The sequence below is a fragment of the Sporosarcina sp. So3-204 genome, assembly GCF_058068165.1.
In genome coordinates this window covers 499274-524658 of record NZ_CM176485.1, presented here as the reverse complement: position 1 = coordinate 524658, position 25385 = coordinate 499274, and the positions used below count along the sequence as shown (strand labels likewise).

General features: G+C 36.4%; 25 protein-coding genes and 5 pseudogenes. 3 read left to right on the top strand and 27 right to left on the bottom strand.

Annotated elements, in window-relative coordinates; translation table 11 throughout:
- Window positions 1–229: 229 nt before the first annotated feature.
- The 9 genes and pseudogenes from AC3RV6_RS02570 to AC3RV6_RS02530 all read right to left on the bottom strand — a co-directional run.
- Window positions 230–949: a tyrosine-type recombinase/integrase gene (locus AC3RV6_RS02570; protein ID WP_489747909.1), complete on the bottom strand. Its 720-nt coding sequence runs from the start codon at window positions 947–949 to the stop codon at window positions 230–232.
- 86 nt (window positions 950–1035) lie between these two features.
- Window positions 1036–1167: a hypothetical protein gene (locus AC3RV6_RS02565; protein ID WP_489747908.1), complete on the bottom strand. Its 132-nt coding sequence runs from the start codon at window positions 1165–1167 to the stop codon at window positions 1036–1038.
- A gap of 190 nt (window positions 1168–1357) precedes the next feature.
- Window positions 1358–1681 carry a hypothetical protein gene (locus AC3RV6_RS02560; RefSeq protein WP_489747907.1) on the bottom strand — a complete coding sequence of 108 codons (324 nt, stop codon included), beginning with the start codon at window positions 1679–1681 and terminating at the stop codon, window positions 1358–1360.
- Window positions 1681–1815, bottom strand: a pseudogene (locus AC3RV6_RS02555) (JAB domain-containing protein); the annotation flags it as partial. The gene AC3RV6_RS02560 and the pseudogene AC3RV6_RS02555, both read right to left, overlap by 1 nt.
- Window positions 1816–2089: 274 nt before the next feature.
- Window positions 2090–3076 (bottom strand): DUF4179 domain-containing protein, encoded by a 987-nt coding sequence (locus AC3RV6_RS02550; RefSeq protein ID WP_489747906.1) that lies wholly within the window; start codon window positions 3074–3076, stop codon window positions 2090–2092.
- A pseudogene (locus tag AC3RV6_RS02545) lies at window positions 3057–3593 on the bottom strand (sigma-70 family RNA polymerase sigma factor). Before AC3RV6_RS02545 ends, AC3RV6_RS02550 begins: the two are co-directional and overlap by 20 nt.
- Before the next feature lie 220 nt (window positions 3594–3813).
- Window positions 3814–4179, bottom strand: coding sequence for a DUF6262 family protein (locus AC3RV6_RS02540; RefSeq protein WP_489747905.1), 366 nt, complete (start codon window positions 4177–4179; stop codon window positions 3814–3816).
- A gap of 1 nt (window position 4180) precedes the next feature.
- The gene (locus AC3RV6_RS02535; RefSeq protein WP_489747904.1) at window positions 4181–6094 is read right to left on the bottom strand and encodes a tyrosine-type recombinase/integrase; all 1914 of its coding nucleotides are present in this window, start codon (window positions 6092–6094) and stop codon (window positions 4181–4183) included.
- Between the two features lie 2 nt (window positions 6095–6096).
- Window positions 6097–6283, bottom strand: a pseudogene (locus AC3RV6_RS02530) (tyrosine-type recombinase/integrase); the annotation flags it as partial.
- Between the two features lie 109 nt (window positions 6284–6392).
- On the opposite strand from AC3RV6_RS02530, the gene istA reads away from it, so the two are divergent.
- Together istA and istB are read left to right on the top strand one after the other, a co-directional pair.
- A complete protein-coding gene (gene istA, locus AC3RV6_RS02525) occupies window positions 6393–7934 on the top strand; it encodes an IS21 family transposase (RefSeq protein ID WP_489746077.1) in 1542 nt (513 codons plus the stop codon).
- Entirely contained in the window at window positions 7927–8679 is a 753-nt protein-coding gene (istB, locus tag AC3RV6_RS02520; RefSeq protein WP_489745758.1) for an IS21-like element helper ATPase IstB, read from the top strand. Before istA ends, istB begins: the two co-directional genes overlap by 8 nt.
- A 53-nt stretch (window positions 8680–8732) precedes the next feature.
- On the opposite strand, the pseudogene AC3RV6_RS02515 reads toward istB, so the two are convergent.
- The 11 genes and pseudogenes from AC3RV6_RS02515 to AC3RV6_RS02465 form a co-directional block, all read right to left on the bottom strand.
- Window positions 8733–9638: pseudogene (locus AC3RV6_RS02515) on the bottom strand (site-specific integrase); the annotation flags it as partial.
- Window positions 9639–9769: 131 nt separating this feature from the next.
- Window positions 9770–10114, bottom strand: a pseudogene (locus tag AC3RV6_RS02510) (JAB domain-containing protein); the annotation flags it as partial.
- A 356-nt stretch (window positions 10115–10470) separates the two neighbouring features.
- Window positions 10471–13083, bottom strand: a complete 2613-nt coding sequence (locus AC3RV6_RS02505) for a hypothetical protein (protein WP_489747903.1) — start codon at window positions 13081–13083, stop codon at window positions 10471–10473.
- Between the two features lie 467 nt (window positions 13084–13550).
- Complete coding sequence (locus AC3RV6_RS02500; RefSeq protein WP_489747902.1) at window positions 13551–14522, bottom strand: Rpn family recombination-promoting nuclease/putative transposase; 972 nt, start codon at window positions 14520–14522, stop codon at window positions 13551–13553.
- 772 nt (window positions 14523–15294) lie between these two features.
- A complete protein-coding gene (locus AC3RV6_RS02495; RefSeq protein WP_489747901.1) occupies window positions 15295–16083 on the bottom strand; it encodes a hypothetical protein in 789 nt (262 codons plus the stop codon).
- Between the two features lie 30 nt (window positions 16084–16113).
- The gene (locus AC3RV6_RS02490; RefSeq protein ID WP_489747900.1) at window positions 16114–16989 is read right to left on the bottom strand and encodes a tyrosine-type recombinase/integrase; all 876 of its coding nucleotides are present in this window, start codon (window positions 16987–16989) and stop codon (window positions 16114–16116) included.
- Between the two features lie 103 nt (window positions 16990–17092).
- Entirely contained in the window at window positions 17093–18940 is a 1848-nt protein-coding gene (locus AC3RV6_RS02485; protein WP_489747899.1) for a DUF927 domain-containing protein, read from the bottom strand.
- Window positions 18941–19021: 81 nt separating this feature from the next.
- Entirely contained in the window at window positions 19022–19351 is a 330-nt protein-coding gene (locus AC3RV6_RS02480) for a hypothetical protein (protein WP_489747898.1), read from the bottom strand.
- Window positions 19352–19374: 23 nt separating this feature from the next.
- A complete protein-coding gene (locus AC3RV6_RS02475) occupies window positions 19375–19752 on the bottom strand; it encodes a hypothetical protein (protein WP_489747897.1) in 378 nt (125 codons plus the stop codon).
- A 424-nt stretch (window positions 19753–20176) separates the two neighbouring features.
- Window positions 20177–20356, bottom strand: coding sequence for a hypothetical protein (locus tag AC3RV6_RS02470; protein ID WP_489747896.1), 180 nt, complete (start codon window positions 20354–20356; stop codon window positions 20177–20179).
- On the bottom strand, window positions 20353–20982 hold the full coding sequence (locus tag AC3RV6_RS02465; protein WP_489747895.1) for a hypothetical protein: 630 nt from the start codon (window positions 20980–20982) through the stop codon (window positions 20353–20355). The genes AC3RV6_RS02470 and AC3RV6_RS02465 overlap by 4 nt, the downstream gene beginning before the upstream one ends.
- Before the next feature lie 538 nt (window positions 20983–21520).
- Between AC3RV6_RS02465 and AC3RV6_RS02460 the strand changes: the two genes are divergently transcribed.
- Window positions 21521–22027: a hypothetical protein gene (locus tag AC3RV6_RS02460; RefSeq protein ID WP_489747894.1), complete on the top strand. Its 507-nt coding sequence runs from the start codon at window positions 21521–21523 to the stop codon at window positions 22025–22027.
- 64 nt (window positions 22028–22091) lie between these two features.
- Here the strand turns inward: AC3RV6_RS02460 and AC3RV6_RS02455 are convergent, their stop codons facing one another.
- The 7 genes from AC3RV6_RS02455 to radC form a co-directional block, all read right to left on the bottom strand.
- The gene (locus AC3RV6_RS02455; protein ID WP_489747893.1) at window positions 22092–22520 is read right to left on the bottom strand and encodes a ribbon-helix-helix domain-containing protein; all 429 of its coding nucleotides are present in this window, start codon (window positions 22518–22520) and stop codon (window positions 22092–22094) included.
- 163 nt (window positions 22521–22683) lie between these two features.
- Entirely contained in the window at window positions 22684–22944 is a 261-nt protein-coding gene (locus AC3RV6_RS02450; RefSeq protein ID WP_489747892.1) for a hypothetical protein, read from the bottom strand.
- Complete coding sequence (locus AC3RV6_RS02445; protein ID WP_489749167.1) at window positions 22934–23215, bottom strand: DUF960 family protein; 282 nt, start codon at window positions 23213–23215, stop codon at window positions 22934–22936. The genes AC3RV6_RS02450 and AC3RV6_RS02445 overlap by 11 nt, the downstream gene beginning before the upstream one ends.
- A 57-nt stretch (window positions 23216–23272) precedes the next feature.
- Window positions 23273–24148, bottom strand: coding sequence for a tyrosine-type recombinase/integrase (locus AC3RV6_RS02440; protein ID WP_489747891.1), 876 nt, complete (start codon window positions 24146–24148; stop codon window positions 23273–23275).
- Complete coding sequence (locus AC3RV6_RS02435; protein ID WP_489747890.1) at window positions 24148–24279, bottom strand: hypothetical protein; 132 nt, start codon at window positions 24277–24279, stop codon at window positions 24148–24150. Before AC3RV6_RS02435 ends, AC3RV6_RS02440 begins: the two co-directional genes overlap by 1 nt.
- A gap of 180 nt (window positions 24280–24459) precedes the next feature.
- Entirely contained in the window at window positions 24460–24783 is a 324-nt protein-coding gene (locus AC3RV6_RS02430) for a hypothetical protein (RefSeq protein WP_489747889.1), read from the bottom strand.
- Window positions 24783–25265 (bottom strand): RadC family protein, encoded by a 483-nt coding sequence (radC, locus tag AC3RV6_RS02425; RefSeq protein WP_489749166.1) that lies wholly within the window; start codon window positions 25263–25265, stop codon window positions 24783–24785. Before radC ends, AC3RV6_RS02430 begins: the two co-directional genes overlap by 1 nt.
- Window positions 25266–25385: the final 120 nt, after the last annotated feature.

The following is a 25385-nucleotide window of genomic DNA, read 5'->3' as shown; positions in this document are numbered from 1 at the left end:
TACGTTCATTTGCAACAATTGCTCTTTATATTGCTTTCAGATATGGTGTTAAAGACTGTAATGTTCCAATAGTAATTCTTCTACAATGACTCTAGTTTCATAGATTAGTTTCTCCAATGAAAATATAATACTCAGTTCTTTCTTAACTCTCTAAATCCCTTTTCCAAAAGATCCAACGCATCTTTTTTATCTTTCCGTGAAGTCTGAATATACATTTTAGACGTCATGTCTACTGAATGATTACCGAGTATCTTGCTAACAGTGACGATTGGAACACCCCTTTGTAATAAAAGTGTTGTACGGGTTCTACGAAAAGGTATGGGTGCAGTTTTAAATCCACGTCTTTAGAAAGATGTAAATGAAGGTCTTGGACTGCGTCTCTATGCATTTTTTGACTCCGTTGCGACACCAAAAGGTAGGGGCTCTTATTAAACTTTGATGTCTGACGTTCTCCGTTTTGGTACACTTTTATGAGTTCCATTAAATCATTCCGAATGCCAACCTCCCGTACCTTGCCACCTTTGTCAGTAACCATGAGTGTATGTTGTACAAAATCAATGTCTGTCAGTTTAATAGCTGTTAATTCGGATACTCGGACAGCGGTATACAGTAATAGATGCACGATTAACCGATTTCTGATACTTACTTTTCCATCATCAGTTACATAGGCAAGTACACGATCCACTTCCACATCACTTAACGCTTCTACCACTTGTTCACTTCCTGAAGCGATACACACTTGATCTCTTCTGACTTGAATGTAGTTGTCTTCAACTATGTCTTTCATCTGGAGATAGTCGTTAAACACTTTTAGACTGTTGACCTTTTTGTTAATGGTAGACACTTTATAGTCTCCGTCGAGTAACGATTGCTTGTAGCGCACAAAAGAATAGCGACTTAATGGCATTACTTCATCTTCTGCTTCTTCTGTTAAGTACTTTTGAAACATTTTTACATCATTGCGGTAGGATTCTATTGTCTTCGGACTCTTTCAATCTTCCAGTAACCATTGACTGAAGCCTATTAAATAATTCATTAGACGTCCCTCCACAAAATAAAAGGACCATGAATGCTAATTTCCGCATCCATAGCCCCTTGATTGATCATTTCAGTCTCAATGATGAGTGTCTCTGGTGTGAGAATCATCGGTTTCATTTTCCACCACATTGCTTTCACCATCCTTAGATCTTTTTATCTCTTTTTAATCAACTCGCGTCAGTTATTTAATAATGTCATGATTCTACCTCTACTTAAACATCATCGAATCCTTCTACATCAATGTTTCCGTTAACCTTTACAACTACTCCTTAGTAATGTCGTGAGAATACAGGTCTTTTCTTTACTATTGTCGTGAGTTTTATTCAGTGAGTAGTACCGGTTTTCTGTACACTAGCTGTCCATTTTTCGTGATGACTTGCAGACACCATTCTGGACTATTCGGATAAAATCCAATTGCACCTACCCATTCTGTTTCGTTATCATCATCCGCAATCATGATTTCATACAATAAAGTTTCTGGTAAATCGGTAATGACTTCCCTCGGAATAAAGTATTGCGCTACTTCATTCATACCTAGCTCAGTTGCTTCTACAGCTACATCATCGACTAACCGACTCACATTAAACTTCTCTTCTAAGGACCATAGAAACCAATCTAGTTCTCTTGAAAGACGATTCATCATTAGACCATATACCCCTTTTCCTTTAACGAAATGAATTGATCATCGCCAATGATGAGATGATCAAGGACTTCTATGCCTAATATTTTACCTGCTTCGACTAATCGTTTCGTCACATCGATGTCCTCTGGAGAAGGCTCAACTGTTTATCAATAGTAAAGTAAAAAAACATTATAATATGAGCGGTTCTACTTTAACTACATGTCTTTAAAGTTGTCTTGATTTATTAATAAATGTACCTATTTCCATGCAAATAAAATAACCAATCTACCCTATAAATTAGATTGGTTATTTTTAATGTGACTGTTCAACTAACATCCCCGGTAGTAGAATAGTTTAATTAATTGAAAAAGGTGATAAATGAAATCCAAAAAGTAACAACACCTTTTCAGCCTTCATTTAATTGGCTATTTATTTCTTATTTAAGTCTACTTTCAATGATTCTAACTTGATTAGTTCCTTACCCTTTGAAAATTCAGGGTGAATCATCAAGAATTCTGTGTCATCATCTATACCTTCACTCAAAATTGCCCGACCTGACCCGACACTATCTAATGATAACTTTTTTCCATGATTATCAAAGACCTGTAAATTAAACAGATATTCTTCTTCTATCATGGGTTTAATTATTTTATAATCTAAAACTGTTGTTGATTCAGCTTTTGTAACAGATTCCATAACGAAGGAATAGGCGTGGTCCTGAGAAGTGCTTCTTTCTCCTGTCATAATTTTTTCAGTATGAATTTGCGTTACCGGAACATTAAATTGCCAAGTTCCTTTTACCCCTCCTGCAAAGGTGAACGTCAATGGCAAAGTAAAATCAGCCGGCAATTGTTTATGAGGGTATTCTAAAGTCATGGCACCGATATAACCATCATCGGTTTTTATCAGTTGCTCCATTGTCCCTCCCCATTGTTCCGACTCTGTTCCCTCGAATAAATGATATGAATAGCCGGCTTCTGGACTATTTTCAGCATTAAGAGTCTCCGAGAGTCCGTTTCCATCTGCCTTAAACGTGATGCCAATATAATTACCGTCATAAAAAGCACTCGTTACTGTTATGTCTACTCCACTACTAGACGCTACCTGATTATGCTCCGTTACTAAATTTTTAGAGGCCAACTCTTTACCAACTTCAGAATTAAATTGTTCATATATAGAGCCTATCAAAGGAACATTTGCTAAAGCATTTGTTATAGGAGAAAATATAAATCCTGACGCCAAGAAAAGTGTTGCAGCAGTTGATGTAATAATAGATGTCATTTTTATTATTGATTTTCTCTTTTGAACTTTTATTTCCTTTTCCCCCAGCTTTATTCCTTTATCAATGGCTAAGAATACCTCATCCGTTGGTACTTCTATTTCGCTTAAGGATTTATCAAACCATTCTTTGTTCATAATGATCCTCTCCTATCATTTTTTTTAATTCGATTTTTGCACGTCGAAGATAAGTTTTTATGGTGCCTTCTGGCTTATCTAATGCTTTGGAAATGTCACGAATAGATAAGTCATTGTAATAAAATAGAATAATAACCGTTTGGTAATTATTGTTTAGTTTTGAGACAGCATATGATAAGTCTATTTGTTGTTCATATTCTGGAACCTCTTTATCTAAAAGTTCCGTTATTTAATCGTCATCTATAAAACCTAATTTTTTTCTCTGCTCAAGCATCCTATAAGCCGTTCTAATTAATATTTTCACAAGCCAAGTACTAAAAAATTCAGAATTTTTTAACTTTTCAATAGAAATGAAAGCTTTATAAACTGACTCCTGAATTACATCTAAAGCATCCTCTTTATTTCTCACATGTAAAAATGCTATCTTGTACAATTTGTCACTCTCTTGTTTTATTAGTAATTCAAATGCTTCTCCGTCGCCGTTAATAGCTTTTTTTACAAGGTTATTATATTGCACACTCTTAACCTCCCTTCACTTATTAGAGCCTACAAACAGGTAAAAAGGTTTCAAAAACAGAATGATTTTTTTAAGTATCATAAAAAGACTGCCATAATGACAGTCCAAATCGATGATTTAAAATTAACCAGCCTCGTTACCTCAACAAGAAAAAAAAGAAATAAGTTATCATTTCACTTCTAACTAAAAATAGATATACATTTTAAGATGCACAATACAGCTAAAACAACTTACCGTGTAATTTTTGAACTTGATCTTTTAATTGTTTGTTCTCTTCTTCTAATGCCTTTATACGGCTTTTTAAGGTCTTTATTAATACTTCCTCTGAACGGGGACTTTTACTAGGTTTACGAGGGGTTAACTCACTTATTTGCATCCCTCTAAATGTCTCCACTCTGGTTCTAATAACTTTTTGTTTGTAAAGCCATGACTTTGAAACATTTGCCTTTTGTGCAACGGAATTAAAATTAATCTTCTCCTTTTTCAATGCCATCTCTGAAATTGTCTTTTCAACTCTAATTCTTGTTTTCTCCGACTTTTCTTTTGATAGTTGAATTATGGCAGTTGTGTTACTCTTTCTAGTCATCTTAATTCGTCTCCTTTAATGAATGAATAATCTGTTCTAACCTATTTTTAACATGTTCGTTAGTTTCAACCTGACGCTGCCATTGGTTCTGTTTAGCCCTATTTAGTATTTCTTTAGTTCGGTCTAAGTGTTCTTCATGTTCATTTAGAAATTGTTTACTTGTACAGAAGTTCGTACAATCTAAACAAGCATTTGCATGAAGACAAGGTCCGGCAATTACTGGTAAACGACAATAGCCATTGGGAAGTGCTTGTGCATTGATATTCTTTTTAAACCATTGAAGATCTGTATTGTCAGCTTTACTATTTTCTTCACTTAACTCCAGTATACTACCGTTATTCGTTACCAAAGTTTCCTTGAATCTCGTAAATTCTTTCTTTAGGGTTTCATCAAAAATATGTGCATATCTCGCCGTCATCTCCGGTGATTCGTGACCTAAGAATTTCTGGACAATATGTTGTGGCACACCGTTATTTATCATTCTAGTGCCAACTGTATGCCGAAAAGCATGAGCATGAAACCGAAAAGTTTCTCCTTTACTGTCCGTTATCTTTTCTTTATAAGCTAATTCGTTTAATTTAACTCTGAAGGTGTCTTGCTTCAATGGAGAGCCATCTTTTCGGGGAAATACATATTGACATCCATCATCGAATTCATCAGCCACTCTTTGCTCTTGAATTAATATCAATGCGGCAATTTCTTTAGAAATAGGAATGATATGTTCTTTCTTCATTTTCCACTGATAATACTTTAAAAAGCAATCCCCTTCTTTATCAGTTATGACACAACCTTTTTTCAATGTACAAAGCTCACTGATACGCATTCCGCATTCTTGAATTACCATAACCATTGCGGCTATATAAGGTTCCAATTTATCTATTTTCCGATTTAATTGTTCAAGTACTTGTTCATCAATATATCGTGGTAGCGCCTTCGGCACTTTAGGATAATCTTCTTGAAAGATAAGGATTTTAGAAGGCGTATCCTCACAGTCATACCTTTGAATTGTAGTGAAAAAAACGTCTAAAGTAGATATTCGTCCAGTTACGGTACCAGGTTTTAAGCCCTTTAAATTAATATAATTTAAATATTGCTCAATTTCATTTCTAGTTAATTGATGAATCCTTCGAATACATTCACATTTTTTGTTCATAATATTAAAAAACTCTTTTAACTTTGGGGCTATATCTCTCACGTGGCAAAAACTGGAGGTGTTTAACATTAATTTACAATACCGCTTAACTACTTCTTTAAAATAATCATTTTCAAAACCCTTAAAATTGATCGTATACTCATAAGATGTTGGATTTACCTTATCTTCCGGTAACGAAAATTTTCTTCGATTCCAAACATCTTTATCCCATTCCTCGCCATCAAAATAGAAATCCTCATAAAATTCCATAAATTGCTTAAGATTAGTAACGTAGTAGGAATTCGCATGTACAGTGATTTTCTGTTGATTTACATCAAGCTTATAGTTCGTAGTGGTAGTTCTTACTCCTTGTTCCGCTAAGTAAGTTCGGTATTCCGTCAAAGCTTTTATTATCGGCACCTCAGTTATAGATGTAATGCCAGGATATTTTAAATTTAAAAACCCTAACATTCGGCTTATCACTGTTCCTTTTCTAATCCAAACAGATTTTGCATTCCAAGTTCCATTATTTAAGTGAACATAATAAAAGTACTTTAATTCTGTTTTCAACCAGATATTTTCGACTTTATTGAAATTTATCCAACGATTTTTTAATGATGGATTCTTACTTAACTCAATCGCACTAGGATGTGGGCAAATTCTTATATCCCATCTATCTGTTGCCCAAAATCCTTGTAAGACACTAGTCATATCCGCTATTTTTTTATTAATCTCTGTGCTAGTGACAAGCTTTCGATTAGTTGCAACGCTTGGAAATTTCATTTTTATGTTTCTCTCCCTTGAAGATACGCCTTATATTTATTCTTCATATCCTGATCAGAAAGATGAACGTACGTATCAAGTGTTGTTTGTACATGTGCATGACCTAACCTTTTTTTGTACGTAAGCAGCATCCCATCCACTTCTAATGTGTTCTGTGGCATGCGTATGACGTAACATATGGGCAGTAAATGTATATGGTAACTTAAAAGTGAGCCACCATAGCACTTGAAAACTGAGCCACTTTTGATAGAAAATAACCCTAGATCTATATTAGGGGGAATTATCAGGAGTGATTACATTGAATGATAAACAGAAAATTATTAAATTGTATTTGGAAGGTTTAAGTAAGAGAAAAATAGCAAAAGAATTGAAGAAATCCAGAAATACAGTTGATAAATATATTAAGCTTTTCGAACAAAGCAAACATAAAGATACTCGTAATCTTCCGATTACTGAAGACATCATGAAGCCTCCGACTTACAAAAAAAGAAAAGGTAGAAAACCAGTTTTAACGGAGGAAATCAAAAATATATTACGAGGTTATATAAAAGAGAACAAATGGAAAAGAAATCATTACATGACAAAGCAACAAATGAAAATAGTTGATATGCATGAAAAGCTCGAAGATGCGGATTTCGCTATTAGCTACACTACTGTACGAAACTTTGTGAATGAAGAGAATGAAAAATCAAAGGAAGTATATATCCGAAGACATTCTAAACCAGGGTACGAAGTAGAATTTGACTGGGGAGAGGTAAAGCTACAAATAGACGGTAAGATTAAAAGTTATTCCCTAGCAGTATTTACTTTAGCCCACAGTAATTATCGATTCGCTATGCTTTATGAATCTGAAACACGTGTCTGCGTTCTAGATGTTCATACAAACTTTATTGATCATGTAGGCTTCATACCGACGGTATTTACTTATGACAACATGAGAACAGTCGTTAAATCATTTGTTGGAAATGAAAAAGTTATAACAGATAGTATGGTGAATTTATCAAACTACTACAATTTTAAAATTAGGTTATGTCAAGCTAGAAGAGGAAATGAAAAAGGTCACGTAGAACGAAGTGTTGAATTTATTCGAAGGAAGACATTTTCTTCACAATTTACTTTTACTAGTTTGAAAGAAGCTGAAGAATACCTGTCAGTTGTTCTGGAGAAGCTAAATAACCGAAAACATCATGAACATAAAATTAGTCATAAGAAATTGATGGAGAATGAAAAAGCTGTATCAAGTCCTGCAATCGCACCTTTCGATGCCACAGACTTCATAGAGTGCCGGGTTGATAAATATAGTACTGTAACAATCAACCAAAATCGTTATTCTGTTCCAGAAGGTCACGTAGGTAAGCATATAAAGGCTAAAGTAGGAGCAAAGAGAATTAAATTATTTATAGACGGAGAATTAGCAACTGAGCATTTACGTAGCTGGGGTTTACATCAGTGGATTATGAATATTAATCACTTTCTAAAAACATTTGAAAAGAAAAAAGGTGCCATAGCTCAAAGTGAATGTTTGAGGCAGGCACCAACGCAAATAAAAAACTTATACAATGACCATTATATCGGAAAAGAGAAAGAATTCATAGAGTTACTTCTTTACATAAAGGAAAATAACAGACTAGAAGAAGTTTTAAGTGCAGTTAATAAACTAAATAATATTAGATTAGGCTATGTAAGTACTGAACGAATCCTTTTCATCTGTGAGCAATCGCCAACGGCGAATATTGATGATTTAAATCGTGATGAAACGACAAACCAATCAGAAAACAATATGCGAGCATATGCAAATATGTTTGAGCAAACAGAGAAAGAAGGCGTTTATTGTGGATAAAAAAGAGAAAGTAATTGAGATGTGTAGGGAGCTTCGTCTCCCTAGTATTAGGAGTATGGCTAAAGATGAAACATCGTTTGAGAATCCTACTTTAGCATATGATGTGTTATATCAAGTGCTTGTACAGGAACAAAAAGATCGTTTCTTACGTGCAAAACAAAATCGAATCCGTGCAGCTAATTTTCCTCAAAGAAGGTTACTAGAAGAAATTGTTCACGATGCTTTACCTGATCAAGCAAAGCAAAAGTTGCCTCATTTAAAATCATTAGATTTTATCAAAGAAGGACAAAATTTAATTTTAACAGGATCTCCAGGCACCGGAAAAACTCACATTGCCATAGGACTTGGAATGGAAGCATGTCTCGCGGGATACAGAGTGTTTTTTGCGACAGTGCCTTCACTAGTGAACCAACTAAAAGAACATCGTTCAGAACGAACGCTTCGATCTTTTGAGATGAAATTTGAAAAATATGATTTGGTTATCCTTGATGAGTTAGGATATATTTCTTTTGATAAAGAAGGAGCAGAATTATTATTCTCGCATCTTTCCTTACGAGCAGGAAGAAAATCAACAATTATAACAAGCAATTTATCTTTTTTAAAATGGCAAGAGGTTTTTCATGATCCAGTATTAACCGCTGCATTAACAGATCGCTTAACTCATAAATCTCATGTTTTAAATATGAATGGGCCCTCTTTTAGAATGAAAGAAACGGAAGAATGGATGAAATCTGGTGCTAATTAACGTGGCTCAAAATTGAATTGCGAAATGGCTCACTTTTCACTTGCGAAATACACAGTAAAGGTAATCCCTGTCCGTTTTACCAATCGCCTTATAAGGTCTAATACACTTTGATATTTTAGTGGTTGCCCAAAATAAGATTCTTTGAGATTTATAAATATATAATCATGCTCCAAATCTTCACCATACTCATGAACTAAATAATCGGTATATAAAGTCATTAATTCCTTGCTAACATCGATTGTTCGTTCTTTTCTAAGCTTAATATAAGCCCCGTTTTCATTGTGATCTCTTGGCGTGATATTAATCTGGTTATCCCAAGTAGAAATATCTTCGATACGAAGTGATAATACCTCTCCTACCCGAAACCCTCCTTCATACATAAGCATAATAAGTAACTTATCTCTTTTTGTATGACACGCATCGATTATTGCCTTAACTTGTTCGTGTTCTAATACTTGTACAATTTTCTTTTTTACTCGAAGCTTTAAAATATTTTTTTGATAAGATTTGCCTTTAGCTATATGGTGAAGAAACCCCTTAAAACTTCTTCCCCTTGCCTCTTTAGACATGTCTATAGCTTTAAAATCTCCTGTACGATTTAAATAATCTAAAAAACTAGTTACAGCATTAAGTATGGAATTAACTGAAGTTTCTTCTCTTTTAGCCTTCTTTGGTTGTAAATCTATTACCCTTACATCTCCTGTTGAATTTCTTAACCATCCTACAAATTTCGCTAATTCCTCAAATTTTAAATCTTCTAATCCAATTCCTCTCTGGCTCATAAATTCATAAAAGAGCTTGAGATGATAACAATATGTTTTAATCGTATTTGGAGCTTTCCCCGTATTATCCAAGAACTTTATATATCTCTTAACTGGTTCTACAACTTCAAAGTCTTTGTCTAGCAGTATGTATAGCGGATATGGTTTTTTCTCCAAAATTACTTTTTGAACTTTCATTTCTCCACCACCTTTAAACACTTTAACTACTATAAATAATACCTTTATATATTCAATAGTTAAAGCAGTAAAATTAAAAAAACCTAAACTTAAAGTACTTAGAGTACTCAAGTTTAGGATACTATGTTTAATGGTTGACCCGACGGATGGTTATGTGCAACTAAAATAGAACCTGAATTTGAAAGGATTGCTGTTTTCATGACTTCCCTTGGATGAACGATACTCGCATTCAAACTGCCAATGTGACAAACATTAATCGCTGTCGGTTGATTCTTAACATCTAAACACATGACGACAAAATATTCACGATCTAATTCCCCTAGGAATTGCTTAAACAAATTGTAACCATCTTCTGGACTTCGGATCGTTCGATCCTTGTACAACAGACTTGTCTCCTTTACGAGTCGAAGTGAAACGATGTCCACTCTTTTTGCTGGGATGTGTTTGTGGTCTTCCTTTACCGTTAGTAGTTCCATTTGTTCCGCTTGATTTTTATACGTCATCATTTTTGCTCTCCTCCTGAAATTAAAATAAGCCCTACCTCCAGTAAAGGAAGTAAGGCTTATTATTTATTCTATCAATATAACAATATATTCTTGAAGGGAGATTTGTTACTATTGATACTAAATTCTCTGTGTATACCATTTATGAACTACTACTACTAACTATAAATTAAACACAAAGAAAGAGCCCATTGACCGATTGCTCGATCAAAAGACTCTCTCTATTTTCCAAATTTCTAACTACCAGTTGTTTGTATTATGTTATAGCCTGTTTGTTGGACAGGTTCATACACTTTTAGAAACTAGTATTTAAAATCTGTTCGTTCTAATTAGCGAGTTGCAGTGATAAGGTTACCTAATTGTACAGTATTACCAGCTTTGTCTTTAGCCGCTGCTGCTGCTGCAAATTCAACAGTTACAGTTCCAGTTGCAAGGCTTACAACGCTACCAGATTTAACAGAAACAACAACTTGATTTTTAGAAATCTTAGTTGGATTTGCTCCTACTACTGCATTGTACTCTGTAAGATCTAAGTCTGCTGTAGCAACTGTTGTGCCTTCAACTTTAACTGCTAAATCAGCAATTGCTAAAGCTACACCAGGAGAAGCTAATGATGTTGCATCAACGTTTTCATTGAATGTAAGGATTAACTCACCAGCAATAACTTTTGCTGATTGAAGCTTAATTTTCTCGTTTTCGCTCACTGTTTTAACAGCTTGATAATCGTCCATTACTGTTCCAGCAAGGTTACGAGCACCTGTTACTGTTACAACACGATCTTTAGTTTCCTTATAAGCTGCTTCTGGAAGTGTAATTGTTAATCCTGTTCCAGCTGCATTTAATACGAAAGTAGATGCACTTGGAATTACAATTCCATCAATTTTATAGTTAAGGTGATTTGCTACAGATGCATATGTTACTGGTGCATCAAATGTAACAGCCACTTCACCTGCAGTTGAGTTAGCAACTAATGCAGCAACGTTAGGCTTAGTTTGTAAACCAGTTCCTACAGCAAATGGAATACGGATTTCATTATTTTTATTACCATTGTTTAATGAAAGATCTGTTAAAGTATCTTTTTTAATTACTAAAGTGTAGTTACCTTCTGTTAATGCACCAGGATATGTGAAAGTAAATTCACCTTTAGCCTCATTAATAGCAGTGAAATCGCCTGCTGCAACTGGAATTTGACGACCATTCTCAGCTAACACATACGAACCTGCTGCTAAATTAGCTGCATTAGTTGCACTTGGTGAAGTAGTAGCCAATGAAGCAATTCCTCCTGTTAAAGTAACGTCTAATACAGTACCTGTTGACACTGCTTTTTCTACAGTTGGCTTAGTAACGTCTTTACTTAATGTTACTGCTGTACTACCAGCAGCTGTGATGTTACCAACTGAATCTTTGATTGCCGGAATATATACTGTTAAGTTTGTAGATGTTTCATTTTTAGAACGATCATAAAGAACATCTAAATCAGCATCCGTACTAGCTAATGTTACTTTATACTGTCCCGGTTTTCCAGATACAGGAGTTGTTGTTTTCGTAACTAATTGTTTCGCACCTTTGTTAACTTGAACAGTTAACGGTCCTGCAGGAGATACATCAGTCACATTTTTATTAAATTCTAAGATGAATGACTTCTCATCTACAGCTGTTACTGATTTTAATACAGGTGCATTTGTAACTGGTGCATATGTGAAGTTAGATGAATATACAGATGTTGCTAAGTTTTTATAAACATCTTCATGTCCAGAAACTGCAATAGTATACGACTTACCTTGTTCAAGACCAGCTTGTGCTGAAGCAATTAAATCTGCTTTTGCGATAGTCGCTGTAGAAACGCCTGCTACTTTATCAATTTTAGCTTTATTCGCTCCTGCTGCTGCATCAAAGATATAAGAAACACCATTCACAGTAACTTTTGATACTGCTGGAGATGGTGAAACAGGCATTGTAGCCGCAGTTACAATTTGTTCGTTAAACGTAACAACTAGGTCACCATTTTCAGCTACTGTTACTTTTTGGATAGCTGGAGCTGTTGTATCGTTTAATTGGAATGCTACTGTAGCATTCTCTTCTAATACTTTACCTGAAGTTGATTTCAATTTAAGTTTTTCAACTTGTAACGCTAACGCCGTTTTATTATTTAGCACGCCTGCTGTAGTTCCAGCAACGCTTTCACCATCAGCTAAAGTAATAATTACAGTCTTTTTATCATCTTGAAGACTTGCTTTAGTACCCGCATTAGCAAATGCTAAATAAGTTGGTGTTGTTGGAGTAACAGTTAATTTATAATTACCAATTGTTTCAGCAGATGTTTTATCCATCTCTTGGTTATAAACAACTTGGATTTGCTTAGAGTTTAAAGCTGTTACGCTTTCAACTTTAACTTCTGTTACTTTAGCAACTGTAAATGCTGAAGATGTTACCGTTGCAGTTTCTTGATATCCTACTGTGTAAGATACGTTTTGATCTGCTTCATTAGCATAGATTGTTGGTACTGCAATTTTAGCCGTTTTCGTAGCTGCATCCCATTGAATAGATGAAGCGTTAATAGCTTTTGTAGCGCCATTAATATTTTGTGTTACTTTGAAGTCAGTTACTGCTGGTACTGATTTAGGATCCTTGTTGAATACTAATGTTACTGTACCGTTAACTGCTGTTGCACTTGCAACTTTAGCTGCAGTATAATCGAACGCAACTGAAGTACCGTTTACACTCACAGTACCCGCTTTTCCATCCAGGCTAGCGTGTGTAAGTGTATAGTTAGCGCCTGTTGCATCAGAGATAGCTGAAGTTGGTACAACTTTTTGTCCACCAACTAATACAAGGAAATCTGCTGCTTTTAAATCAGTTGTTGGTGTTTTTAGTTTAACTGATAACTCTGTAGCGTTAATCGACGAAAAACAACCTAAAAAATGGAATAAAAAGGATTCCAAGAAACTCACTCACACCAAGACTTTGTCCTGTTTTGTTGCTCCAAGCAGAGTTGTTCAATACAGATTAAAAAGTAAATGTTGCAATACATACGAAAACAAGACAGAAATAAAAAGAGTGTTTCAAGAGTTCTAGCAACTTTTTCTGCTCCACTTTGCGACAAAAACCCAAGCTCTTTTCTGCAAAACACTAACGAAAAGTCAGCTTTAGGTTCCAACGATTCCATACGTCTCAAGGCTTTTCAATAAAAACACCAAAACCACTGCACTTTCCTAAAGAGATTTACCTACATACACATCACTTTTCCAAGTACAATAGGTTAACCAACCTGGAATTTTGTTGCACCTTGCGAACAACTCACTCTCAGGAAGACAACAACTTTGGAAACCCAGACGCCAGAAAAAAGTAGTTTTTTACAGATTTCTGTCACAGCTAAGACTTTTAACATCAGCAGTCTTCTTTTCGCAACTTACATCTTATTTTCAAGCAACTGGATCTCTTCTATAGTTAATCCTGTTAAGCTAGAAATTTCTTTTATGTCCATACTTATCTGTAATAGCTTCATTGCCATTTTTTCATTTGCTTCGCGTAATCCCTTTTCAATACCTTGTTCTAATCCTTGTTCCAAACCTTCAGCCATCGCAGCTTCTTCTCTTAATTGTGCTTCTTTAATAAATGATTCTTCATCCAAGACTTCTTTTAATCGAGCACGATATGCCAAGAGTCCTGCTGGTTCTACACTGATTTCATTCCAACTTGCAAATGCATCTTGTAAATTTTCGTCCTTCATCGCAACCGCCTCCAATTCTTTATAAATCTCTTCATAGTAAGTTTCTTTTCGTTGATCTACCATTCCGAGTAGTAATAGCCAACGAGCTAATACATCATTCCAAGGATCTAGTAGATCTTCTTTCCAGTGTGTTAACAGTTTAGGTATTTCAATAAAATGCAATTCTAGTACATCATCAATACGAAACTTTTCTTCGTCTTCATATAAATGATAAGAGGTATGAAACAAATCTGTTTGTGGAATAAGATTAAAGTTCAATATATTAATAACGATTGTTGGTTTTAGTTGAGTATATGGCATGCCTTTGAGTATTTGATCTGAATAGATACGGGACCAATAATAAAGACTACGATTGACCATGTCATACTTATTCGCAAACTGAATTTCCACATTAATTTGATGTCCATCTTGCGTAGTCACTAATATGTCTAAACGGGATTGTTTGTCTGTCTGGTAATCGCCGCCAATTTCCACATTATTAAAAGTAACTTCTTTAATCGTATCTCTACCTGTTCGCTTTAAAATCGCATTCAAGAATACAATTGTAATCTTTTTATTCTCATCTGTACCAAATAGCTTCTTAAAGGCAAAGTCGATTTTAAGATCCATAAGTTTAGATAATGGGAGTCGTTTCATTACTCGTTTATTCATGCAGCCACCTCAATCTTCTTATAGCAATTATACCATATTTCAATCCGTATTTCTAAAATAACTGATTTTTCTTAACGATGTTTTCTGCCAAGTATCTGAGCTCAATCTGAGAAGGTTATTTTTTTATGTCCCTTACAATAAAACCCCTCGTTAGCTCTTCTAAAAAAGGATAAAAACTAAATTTATTTTCTTGAAAAAGTGATGCCATACATGGAGTGATTATAAAAATCCCAAAACCCCTTTAATTTTTTAAAGAGAGTATTATAAACGTCTTTCATTTCAGTAATCTTAAAACCATATTTCATACTTAATCAATACCGATACATCCATCAAGAGAAATCTTAAGTTTGTTAAATCCAGAAGAACAATGATCTATTCCCATCTATATGAGCCATAGAACCTTTCAAGTAACATACTTTATAAAAACTACTAATAATGAGAGTAATTTCAAAATAACAGAACTGCTACCCATTCTTTTTTTAGAGATGCTTTGAGTAACAAATGTAGGGATAACAGTATATATCCCTACAGACATTCCAAGAAGAGAGGGTTGACTGGGACAGTCCTTCGTGTTTTCTCTCCTAGGATTTCACTCCAAAAAAGAAGCAAGGGGTTTAGTGGTTTTCCCTCTCGTTCCTTGCGGTGCATGGCTTTGTCGATCTATTTTCTTTGGATGTTCAGGACTTTCTGCGGTGCTTGCAAGGTTTTTTTTGCGGAGTGGTCTTCAAAAGTGTAGTTTAACTACAAAAAAAGAAGCAGTAATGGCTGCTTCCTAGTGGATGTTCAACAATTGAGCAAGCTCTTTTTCATATCCATACTTCCGAAAGAAATCGATCAGTGCTACTTCAAAGATATCTCGTTGATTGACATTCTTTTCTTCTGAGAAATCTTTTACCATCGTAGCCAGAGAATGAGCAATCTGTGTCGTTTTGGGTGCGCTCACCCCTTCAATGATGTATCGTGGAATTTTACTACCATTACCGTACGGTTGAAGAATCTCCGTTAACTTGTCTTGATTATGTGACAGCATCTTTAGTAATGGAAGATAGGCAGCAAGTTCGGAATCACTGTGAGTAGGTTGAAGACGTTCAGCGGTCACACTTATTTCCTGTGACTGCTGCTCACCTTCTGCAAATGATTCGTGTGCATCTTCCTTAGACGATCCAACTATCTGTGGTTCTAACTCGTAATTATTGAGTTCTGAGTTCCACTTGTATCCTTTACACCCCATGTATTGTGCAAGCTCTGTCATATCCTTAAAACTAAACTTCTGACAGGACAAGGCTGGTTGTTCAGGGTTTGTAGCCAACCACTGGATGATTCGTGAGGGCTTTGAAGTATCTTGTTGCTGAGACACTACCATCAACTGAGGAATATAGTTTTGAAGACGTGCATCAAAACGGTATCCTTTGCGTCGCATGTAAATGTCTAATGACTTGTAAGTCGCGTAATCATAGTCAGTGGCTAATTCCTCCCTTGTCTTTCCAGCAGTTAAGCCCGTCAAGATGGCATGTACGCGCTCGTCATCTTCAGGTGCAACTAATTCAACAGGTTTTTTCATAGTCATTCACTCCTCTTCTAATCCTGTATCTTACAAGTTCAATCCATTTACAGCCGACTGAAGATCACATTCATCTATGTGAACGTAGACAGCCGTTACTGTTCGGTAATCCGAATGTCCTAACAAAGCCGCAACTGTAGGAATCCCTGTTCCGTTCTTCACGAGTTTGGAAGCAAAAGTATGACGTAACACATGGCAGGTGACATTCTTTTTCCACTTCAATTCTTTAACTGCTTCATTTAACAGGCGGTTAATGTACTGAGCAGAAATCGTTCCCGTTTTGGCTGTCGCAAAGAACAACTTACTACCTTTCACAAAACCTCTTGGCCCTTTCTTGTAGCGGAGTAGGTAAGGCTTCAAGTCACTAGACAAAGGAAGCGTGCGTGGCTTATTCCCTTTTCCATGACGTACGTGAATTTTGTTGTTGGTAAAGTCAATGTCTTCAAACGTTAAGGCAAGACACTCGGAAATTCGTAAACCAGTAAAGGCCAATGTACGAACGACTATGTTCCCAATCTCATGGTCTATCGTTCCAAGCAACGTCTGAACTTCATCAGCCGTTAGGTAATCTCTCCTCAACGTGTGATTCTTAACATTTTCAAGGTATTGTGTGGGATCTTTCTCTAGTAATTCCATTCTCATCGCATACTTAAACAGATTACGAATACCATTCAATGCGACATTGATACTCGCAGGTTTATATCCCTTTTCTGTGTCTAACCAGTCTAAGTAGCGTTGAATGTCTTGCTCTTTAACGTCCTTCAGCAGTACAGGACCGTTCTTTTCCGATTGAATCCAATGCGTGAACTGACGACAAGCATTGATGTAACTTCGAATCGTTTCCTCACTCTTCTTCGCAGTACGTAATTGAACTTCAAACCCCGGTAAACTATTCATTGTATACATAGCTATCGCTCCCTTATTTTAATCATTATATATAATTAAGAATCCTGCTGATTCGGCGGCCACCTTACCAGCAGGTCTTAACAACTGATGTTGCGTCGTCTGATTACCGTTGTAAATCCTCTGCGATCATTGCTTTTATGTCAGGTCTTACCCCTTTTATCTTCTTTAGAGGAGTGATGCCTTTCTTCTGAGATGGAGGTGCAAGTACGACTTCTTCATTGGCACTAACAGAATCCAACAAGTCTAAAGACATTTTCAGCACATACACTGTTTGCTTTGCTTGGACACCTTTGTCATTAGGTAATTTTCGATCTCGTGAATGTTTATTGGCTTCATGATCCAACAGACCGTCCTTCTTCAGACCTTTCAAAACCACATCGCTACTACTGAATTTGCCTTCAGTGAGCCATTCATCCATGACTCCTTTTAAAATCGCAACTTCCAAGTAGTCGGCTTTCTTCTTGATACTCCCGTAGCATTTCATTCCTGTAAACTTAGTTATATTGGTATTAAAACCAGCCTGGTTCTGGAGCACTTTCTGTTGCAAGAAGTCAAAGGAACGGGTTTCGAGTGAACGATTTTCCATGTTCTCTTGGTCAATCTCAATGAGGAAATCTTGAAGTCCATCAATGGAAACTTCAAAGTCAAAACAATCATTCATGAGATGTGCGGTCAACAGTTGAATGGCATACTTATTAGCTAATCGCTCTGAGAAACTGTCTTTACTTGGCATCTCTTCAATCAAATCCAGTTTTATCTGATCGAAAATTTCCGACCATTCTGCTTCTTGGTAGTGATTAATGACGTATTGTGCAAATAGAGGCCCTGCTTGTCCATGATTGGCCATCAATTGGTTCTTGATGACTTCTGCGTGTGCAGCAGACTCTGTCCAATTACGATTGCCAATTTCAATGATTCGTACTTCTTTACCTGTATTCTGATTAGATAGTGCAGTAAGTGGCTGTTCACCAGTTGAACCAAAGGCACCATCCCATTCTTCTTGATCTTTCAATTTCGACTCACTGTCTAAACGTGCTTTATCTAGTCCTGCCGCTATTAGATAAATGATTTCTGTGAACTGTGCATTAGTCTTCGTACTGGACTCATCTAACACAAGAGGCACTCCATGATTTCCTGCAAGGATTTTCATAGTGGCATTAAAAGTACCATTCCAGCTTTTCAATAAGCCACTACTGTTCGGTTTTCCAAATCCACTGACCATAAGTTGAGAAGCTGTTGTTTTACCCGTTGAACTATCTCCGTAAATATGAAGCATTAGCACATCTAAACTCTTTGATTCTGCTAGTAAAGCGTTGATGACTGCACTGAACCCATATACCAATACAAACTCTAATTGTGGTCTGCCTAGAACTTGTTCTGTGATGACTTTTCTCCACCCTTGGTAGCTGCCTTGTGGTTGAATGTCAAAATTTCCGTTGTACGTTGATCGCGTTTCATTTGCTACTTCTTTTTCCGTCAAACTTTTCGCATGGTAGTATACGAGTTCATTTTCATTCTTCTTCCACCCCAGTGACGAATGCTCGTAATGTGTGTTTTTAAGAATGCGTTCTTGTTCCAAAAGGTAGGAGATGACAGCTCTGTAATTACCTTCACTTACATCTGCGCCTATCTCTGCAAGTTGTTGAATTTTCTTTTCACTGAAAATGGCTCGTGTAGTAAATACACGATGGAACTGTTTTCGGGCATAAAAGATAATATCAAATGTGACTGTACCTGTTTCAAGATTTTGAGTGATTCGATCAATCCAGATTAATTTAAACAGCATGGACCTCGTGATTTCATTCGTTTCCGATTCTATTTCCTTTAGAAACACAGCTGTCTGACTCACACTGTAGTTTGGCAACTCCACGTACTCATTACGTTTAATTGGTATTGTCATTTCGCTAGGTTTAATCGGTCTATCGTATTTCATTACTTTCTTAAAGCTCATGTGAACTACTCCTTTTTCAAAGGCGATTGTTTGACCAACCACCTTTGAGAATTATATTTGCTACTTGTATTCAATGAAGAATTAAGCAAACTGGAAGCGGTATTCGTACTTTACATCGACGTCTAGTTCCTTCATTTGCAAGTCATAAGCGTCTACAAGAAGATCCACATCTGCCTCTGTTTCCATCGCCCAAGGCATTCCTAGAATTGTATGAACGTCATTGTCCTTAATTATCACTTCTTCAATATCGCAAATATTCCCGAACTTTTCTTTACAGTACTTGTGGAACTGCTCTAAATCAACACCTGCTGAGATAGGGCTTATCGTAATACCACCAATTGTTAGAAGACCAACATCCTTCACACCATTTGCGTAAAACACTTTTTCACTCTTCATCTTAGTCGTTTTCATTTCTAACACGCCCTTTTCATTTTTTAGAAATCATATCTTTCGGTTGTTCTAATGATTTGATAGAGGGTTTCTGGTTGCTTTATCCCATATTCCAATAAAAAATAGTTGAAATAATCTTCCAAAGCTTTAGCTTGTGTTGCTTTCACAGTTAAATGATGTTCTGGAAGAAATAGATCTTCGTATCCACCTTCTAGAAATAATTCTTTAATATCCTCAATGTCAAACTTAACATCATAACGAATATCGTTAATTTTAGATTTAATGATATCCAGAACTGATTTTTCTCCTAAACCAAGATAAGCACGTGGTAAAAACATATTTTCTATTCCAATAGCTGAAGTATCCTCTATTGGATGAATCTGCATTTGGTTGGCACGTTTACTATCGATTTTTTTTGTCAATTTACTCTACTCCTGTCTTTTTTTAGTTTTCATTAAGCTAAGTTAGCAAATACTACTACTCTCATAATTTCGATGCTGACTTTCATAAGTCGTCTCCAACACATCCTCTTCTTTTTTTTGGAAATCATATCTTTCGGTTATCTTTTTAGGTATGCTAGAAATTAGGTTGAATTTGTACATGGTACTTAGGACAACAGTGACGGCTGCAACCATCACTGTTGGTTTTTTTAGTCGTGTTAATTTCCATCTTCATCTGGATAGGGTTCAAACACGTACTTGTAGTTAACTGAATCATTAAGAACATTCATGCAACTATCAAAGAATGACGCGCACTGTACGATGTCCTGTTCGGATGATATATGAATGTGCTCTTTTAGCATGATATGCATTGCACCCCACATTAAAAAGACACTCGTGTCAAAATTTACCGAACGAAAATGATTTTCACAAAAGCAACCAGTACTTCAATCGCTAGTTCAATAGATTCATCTGGAACATCAGGAAGATAAACCACTACATCATAAATTTCAAAATCACCTCGTTTAATGTGAAGCTCTTTGAGTTGAAAGAGTGCTTTCTCGTATGGGGTTACCTCAGGCATCATTCGACATTTTCTTCATGACTATTTGCATTAACATCTATCGTAATATTCACGATTGTGGTCCCTTCAATTACAATGACTTCGCTCTCACCAAACGTGATGGACGTTCGGTTACTGAAGTCTAAGTCGAACAACTCAGTGATGCAGTTTACTAAGCTTGCAGAGTAGATTGTGTTCTCTTTTGTCTTGCCCTTTAAGTAATGGGAATTCTCACTAGAATCGTCACAGTATACAGAAAGAACTTTCTCAGCATCGTCTACTACAATTTGTACTGCTGATGGCCAGTTTAATGAGTCTAGGATGTCATCAGCGAGTTTAGTTCGCTTACCGTTAGGACTGTTTACTACTGACAATGCACCCGATCCTGCACTACCGCGACCGTTAGAGGACTCGATTTCGACTTTCCCTTGTCGCCATGTTGACATTGACATTGACATTGAGTCTAGTGCAGCAGCAACTGATTCTTGTTTTGCTTCAACCGTTTCAGGCTCAGTTTCTTGAACCGGCTTTTCTAATGTCAGCAGTGCTTTCGATTCATCAGATTTTTCTTTGCCTCGTTTATTTGCCGTTCTCAGTCTGTCTATCGCACTTCCACCTAATGGTGTTTTTTTCATCGTTGGTTCAGTCATTTAAATTCGCTCCCTTTGTATTAATTTGATTCAACAGATATGACAGATAGTTCAAATTTGCTTTACGCTTTACCTGTTGCTCTTAGCAGTAGTAGTTTAGAAAACAAGTTCCACATGAGTAGTCCCTCCCTCGTATGTAATTGTGAATTGCTTTGTTTCAAATGTGTGTTTTAACACCTCGCAATTTGAACTATACCTAGCGTTTTTCTTCAAATCAAGTGTTTATTGGTTGTTAACGACTCAGCGTTAAGTTATGATATCTGTGTATTGACAACTTTTTTATGATATTATCATATAAAGTTTCAGCAATAAGTATCGCTAGTAGCTTGATGAATCAAGCTTCAGATGAGTTTATTGCAAAATAAGGGGCAGTGGACCTTTATTTCCTCTAGAACGTACGAACCACAGATAATTTGACCACTTTTAAGTATGTCTAAATTGTGACATCCTTCTTTTTAATTAGCTTTAAGGATGATACCTAATCAAATCAAGCAACGGAAACGTGCATTATTAAATTGATTAAACGAGGAGAGAGTAAATGAGGAAGAGTGAAGTAGAACGAAGACGGGATGCTATTCGAGAACTTATCTACGAAGGAAAAGCAATCCGTACGAAAGAAGAATTTAAAGAACGACTAGAAGAAAAGGGGTTTTTCGTAGCGCCTACGACAATTAGCAACGACCTGAATGATCTAGAGATCGTCAAGGACCCTAGAAGAGGTTATACGTTTATAAAAACAGAAGAACACAATAAAAATATTAGTACCTTAGGCAAAATGATTAAACAAGAAGATTGTTACAGTCCAGTTCCTCACGTCACAATCATTAGCTATGACCGCGGTCAATATACTGCAGCTGAAATCTCCTCAACTATCATGAAGAGTCGAGATTTTTATGGAAAAGATCCAACGAAAATAGCCATCTCAGAAAGTTTAAATGGGAATTTAGTCATTATTTCTGAGGAACCTGATTTCAAACGTGAACTACCTTTAATACACATTGAAGATATTCATAAGGCCATGGCAAATGATACTCAAACCAAATGATGCATTTCTAAAATTTAAGAGTATGCAAATTTAACCCCTATACGATAAAAGTATAGGGGTAGTTTTATTTCGCTAGGTACGCTTCAAGCGCTTTATAGATCACTTCTGTCATTGGCACATTGCACTCCTGCTTGATTTGTCGCAACTGTTTTAATTGATCATTATAAATGTAGGTCGTAACACGCGTATTGATCTCTTCAAACCGTTTTCTCTTACCCACACCTAGCTTCTCTTCAAATTTGCTATTATCTTCAATGATGATTTTGTTCACACTAGTGACCTTCTTTGGTCTTACAACTTTTCGTTTAGGTAGTTCTGGCTGAACTTCTGATGATTCTTCCATTCGCATTATCTCTTCTTTCTTCTCTGCAGCTTCTTTTGCTGCACGTTCACTTGCAGCTTGATTCACTTCTCGCAATCTTTGTCTGGTTTCATTAGGCTCTGGTGGTTTCTTAGTTGTAAAGCTTGGTAGTGTTGGATCATTCTCTGGCATGGGTAGTGCCTCCTTATGAAGTAATGTAGACTAAGACGCATATGTCTCCATCTATTGATTTGTTTCCAAAGACATTTACGTTTAAGTGGATGTGTACATCTACCTGATTTATTTGCAGACAAAAAAAGAAAGCCCCAATGAAAATGAGCTTCCTTCCCAATCCTTAATTATCTGACAGCACTTCTTCGACAATTGCAGATGCAGCTGCAATGACAGTTACTAAAATGACTTTTTCCCACATGATTGTCCACCACCTTTCAAAATTGGTACGCTCTTGACGTTTCTTTCCCTCGGACAGCCTGTTTTTCTGCCTTTGAGCGTGTTTATTTGGACTGCCTTGACGTTGACCTTCGTCGCTGACAAAAAGCGCCACAAGCTGAATTTCCTCGTCCCTGTCCTTTTCAGCTTTTCGCTTAGTAATCACTTGGAAAGAGAATCATCGTGCCATCACTTCCTTGATCCATCATCCAAACCGTTACCTCAATTGGCTTCTCTTCCTGTAAGGTCACATGAATGACTGTTTCTCGTTCAGGTTCTTCTTGTGATTGAATGACGAATTGATTTTCTTCTTCAGCGTAAAACTTAAACACCTGCAGGTAATCGGTCATGATATCGTTATGATTCGAGAAGAATTGATACAGAAATAGCTGATGTTCCGCTGGTAATTCTTCCGCAATGGCTCTTGTGACGTAAATGGGTTTCTCTATTGAAAATATGATGATCAGTCCTTTCTTTAAAGATTAAATCTACTTTTACAATAGTTCTAAAGCACTGCTCTTGTCATTCCTTGAAGTCTGGATGTACATCTGAGAAGTCATGTCTACGGAGTGATGCCCTAGAATCTTGCTGACGGTGACGATCGGAACACCTCTTCTCAGAAGTAGGGTTGCACAGGTCCGTCGAAAAAGATGCGGATACAGTTTTAAATCCACCTCTTTAGAAAGATGTACAAGAAGATCGCGGACGGCGTCTCTGTGCATTTTTTCGCTTCTCTGGGACACCAAAAGATACAGACTCCCATTAAATTTAGATGCCTGACGTTCTCCGTTTTGGTACACGTTAATTAATTCCATGAGATCAGTCCGAATGCTCACTTCTCGAACCTTGCCACCTTTGCCAGTAACGATTAAAGTATGTTGGACAAAATCAATATCATTTAGCTTAATAGCGGTTAATTCGGATACTCGGACAGCAGTATATAATAATAGATGAACGATTAAGCGATTTCTGATGCTAACTTTTCTATCATCAGCTATATAGGCAAGTACACGGTCCACTTCTGCATCCGTTAACGCTTCGACCACTTGTTCACTTCCTGAAGCAATAGACACTTGATCTTTTCTCACTTGAATATAGTTGTCCTCAACGATTACTTTCAACTGGAGATAATCATTGAACACTTTGAGACTATTGACCTTTTTATTAATAGTGGACACTTTATAATTGCCATCGAGTAATAATTGCTTGTAACGGACAAAGGAATAGCGACTTAATGGCATTACTTCATCCACTGCTTCTTCTACTAAATACTTCTGGAATTGCTTCACATCATTAGAATAGGATTCTATTGTCTTCGGACGCTTCCCATCTTCCAGTAGCCATTGGCTAAAGCCCGTTAAATAATTCATCAGCAGTTCCTCCACAAAATAAAAGGACCATGAATGCCGATTTCTGCATCCATAGCCCCTTGATTGATCATTTCATTTTCAATGATGATTGTATCTTGTGTGAGAATCATCGGTTTTAGTTTCCACCACATTTAGTTCACCATCCCTTTATCGTTTTAAGTAACTCGCGTCAGTTATTTAATAATGTCGTGAGTCTACATCCACTTAAACATCATCGAATCCTTCTACATCAACGTTTATGTTTACGGTTACGTCTACTCCTTAGTAATGTCGTGAGAAAGGAGCACTATTCTTTACTAATGTCGCGAGTTTTAATCAGTCAATGACAGTGTTTTTCTGTAGACTAGCTGTCCATTTTTTGTGATGACTTGCAGACACCACTCTGGACTATTCGGATAAAATCCAATTGCACCGACCCATTCTGTTTCGTTATCATCAGCAGCAATCATGATTTCATAAAGTAACGTATCTGGTAAATTCTTAATGACTTCACGCGGAATAAAGCATTGCGCTACTTCATTCATACCTAGCTCAGTTGCTTCTACGGCTACATCATCTACTAGTCGATTCACATTAAACTTTTCTTCTAAGGTACATAGAAGCCATTCAACTTCTCTTGAAAGATGATTCGTCATTAGACCATATACCCCTTTTCCTTTAACGAAATGAATCGGTCATCACCAATGATTAAATGATCAAGGACGTCTATGCCTAATATTTTACCTGCTTCAACTAATCGTTTCGTCACATCGATGTCCTCTGGAGAAGGTTCGGGCTGTCCTGATGGATGGTTGTGTGCGACTAAAATAGAAGCTGAGTTGGATAGTATGGCTGTTTTCATGACTTCTCTTGGATGAACGATACTCGCATTCAAACTACCAATGTGACAAACGTTAATCGCTGTCGGTTGATTCTTCACATCTAAACACATGACGACAAAATATTCACGATCTAATTCCCCTAGGAATTGCTTAAACAAATTGTAACCATCTTCTGGACTTCGGATCGTTCGATCCTTGTACAACAGACTTGTCTCTTTTACGAGTCGAAGTGAAACGATGTCCACTCGCTTTGCTGGGATGTGTATGTGGTCTTCTTTCACCTTAAGTAGTTCCATTTGTTGTGCTTGTTGATTGTACTTCATCATTTTTGATCTCCTCCTGAAATTAAAATAAGCCCTACCTCCAGTGAAGAAAGTAAGACTCGATGTTTGTATTCAGGTTTATAATATATTCTT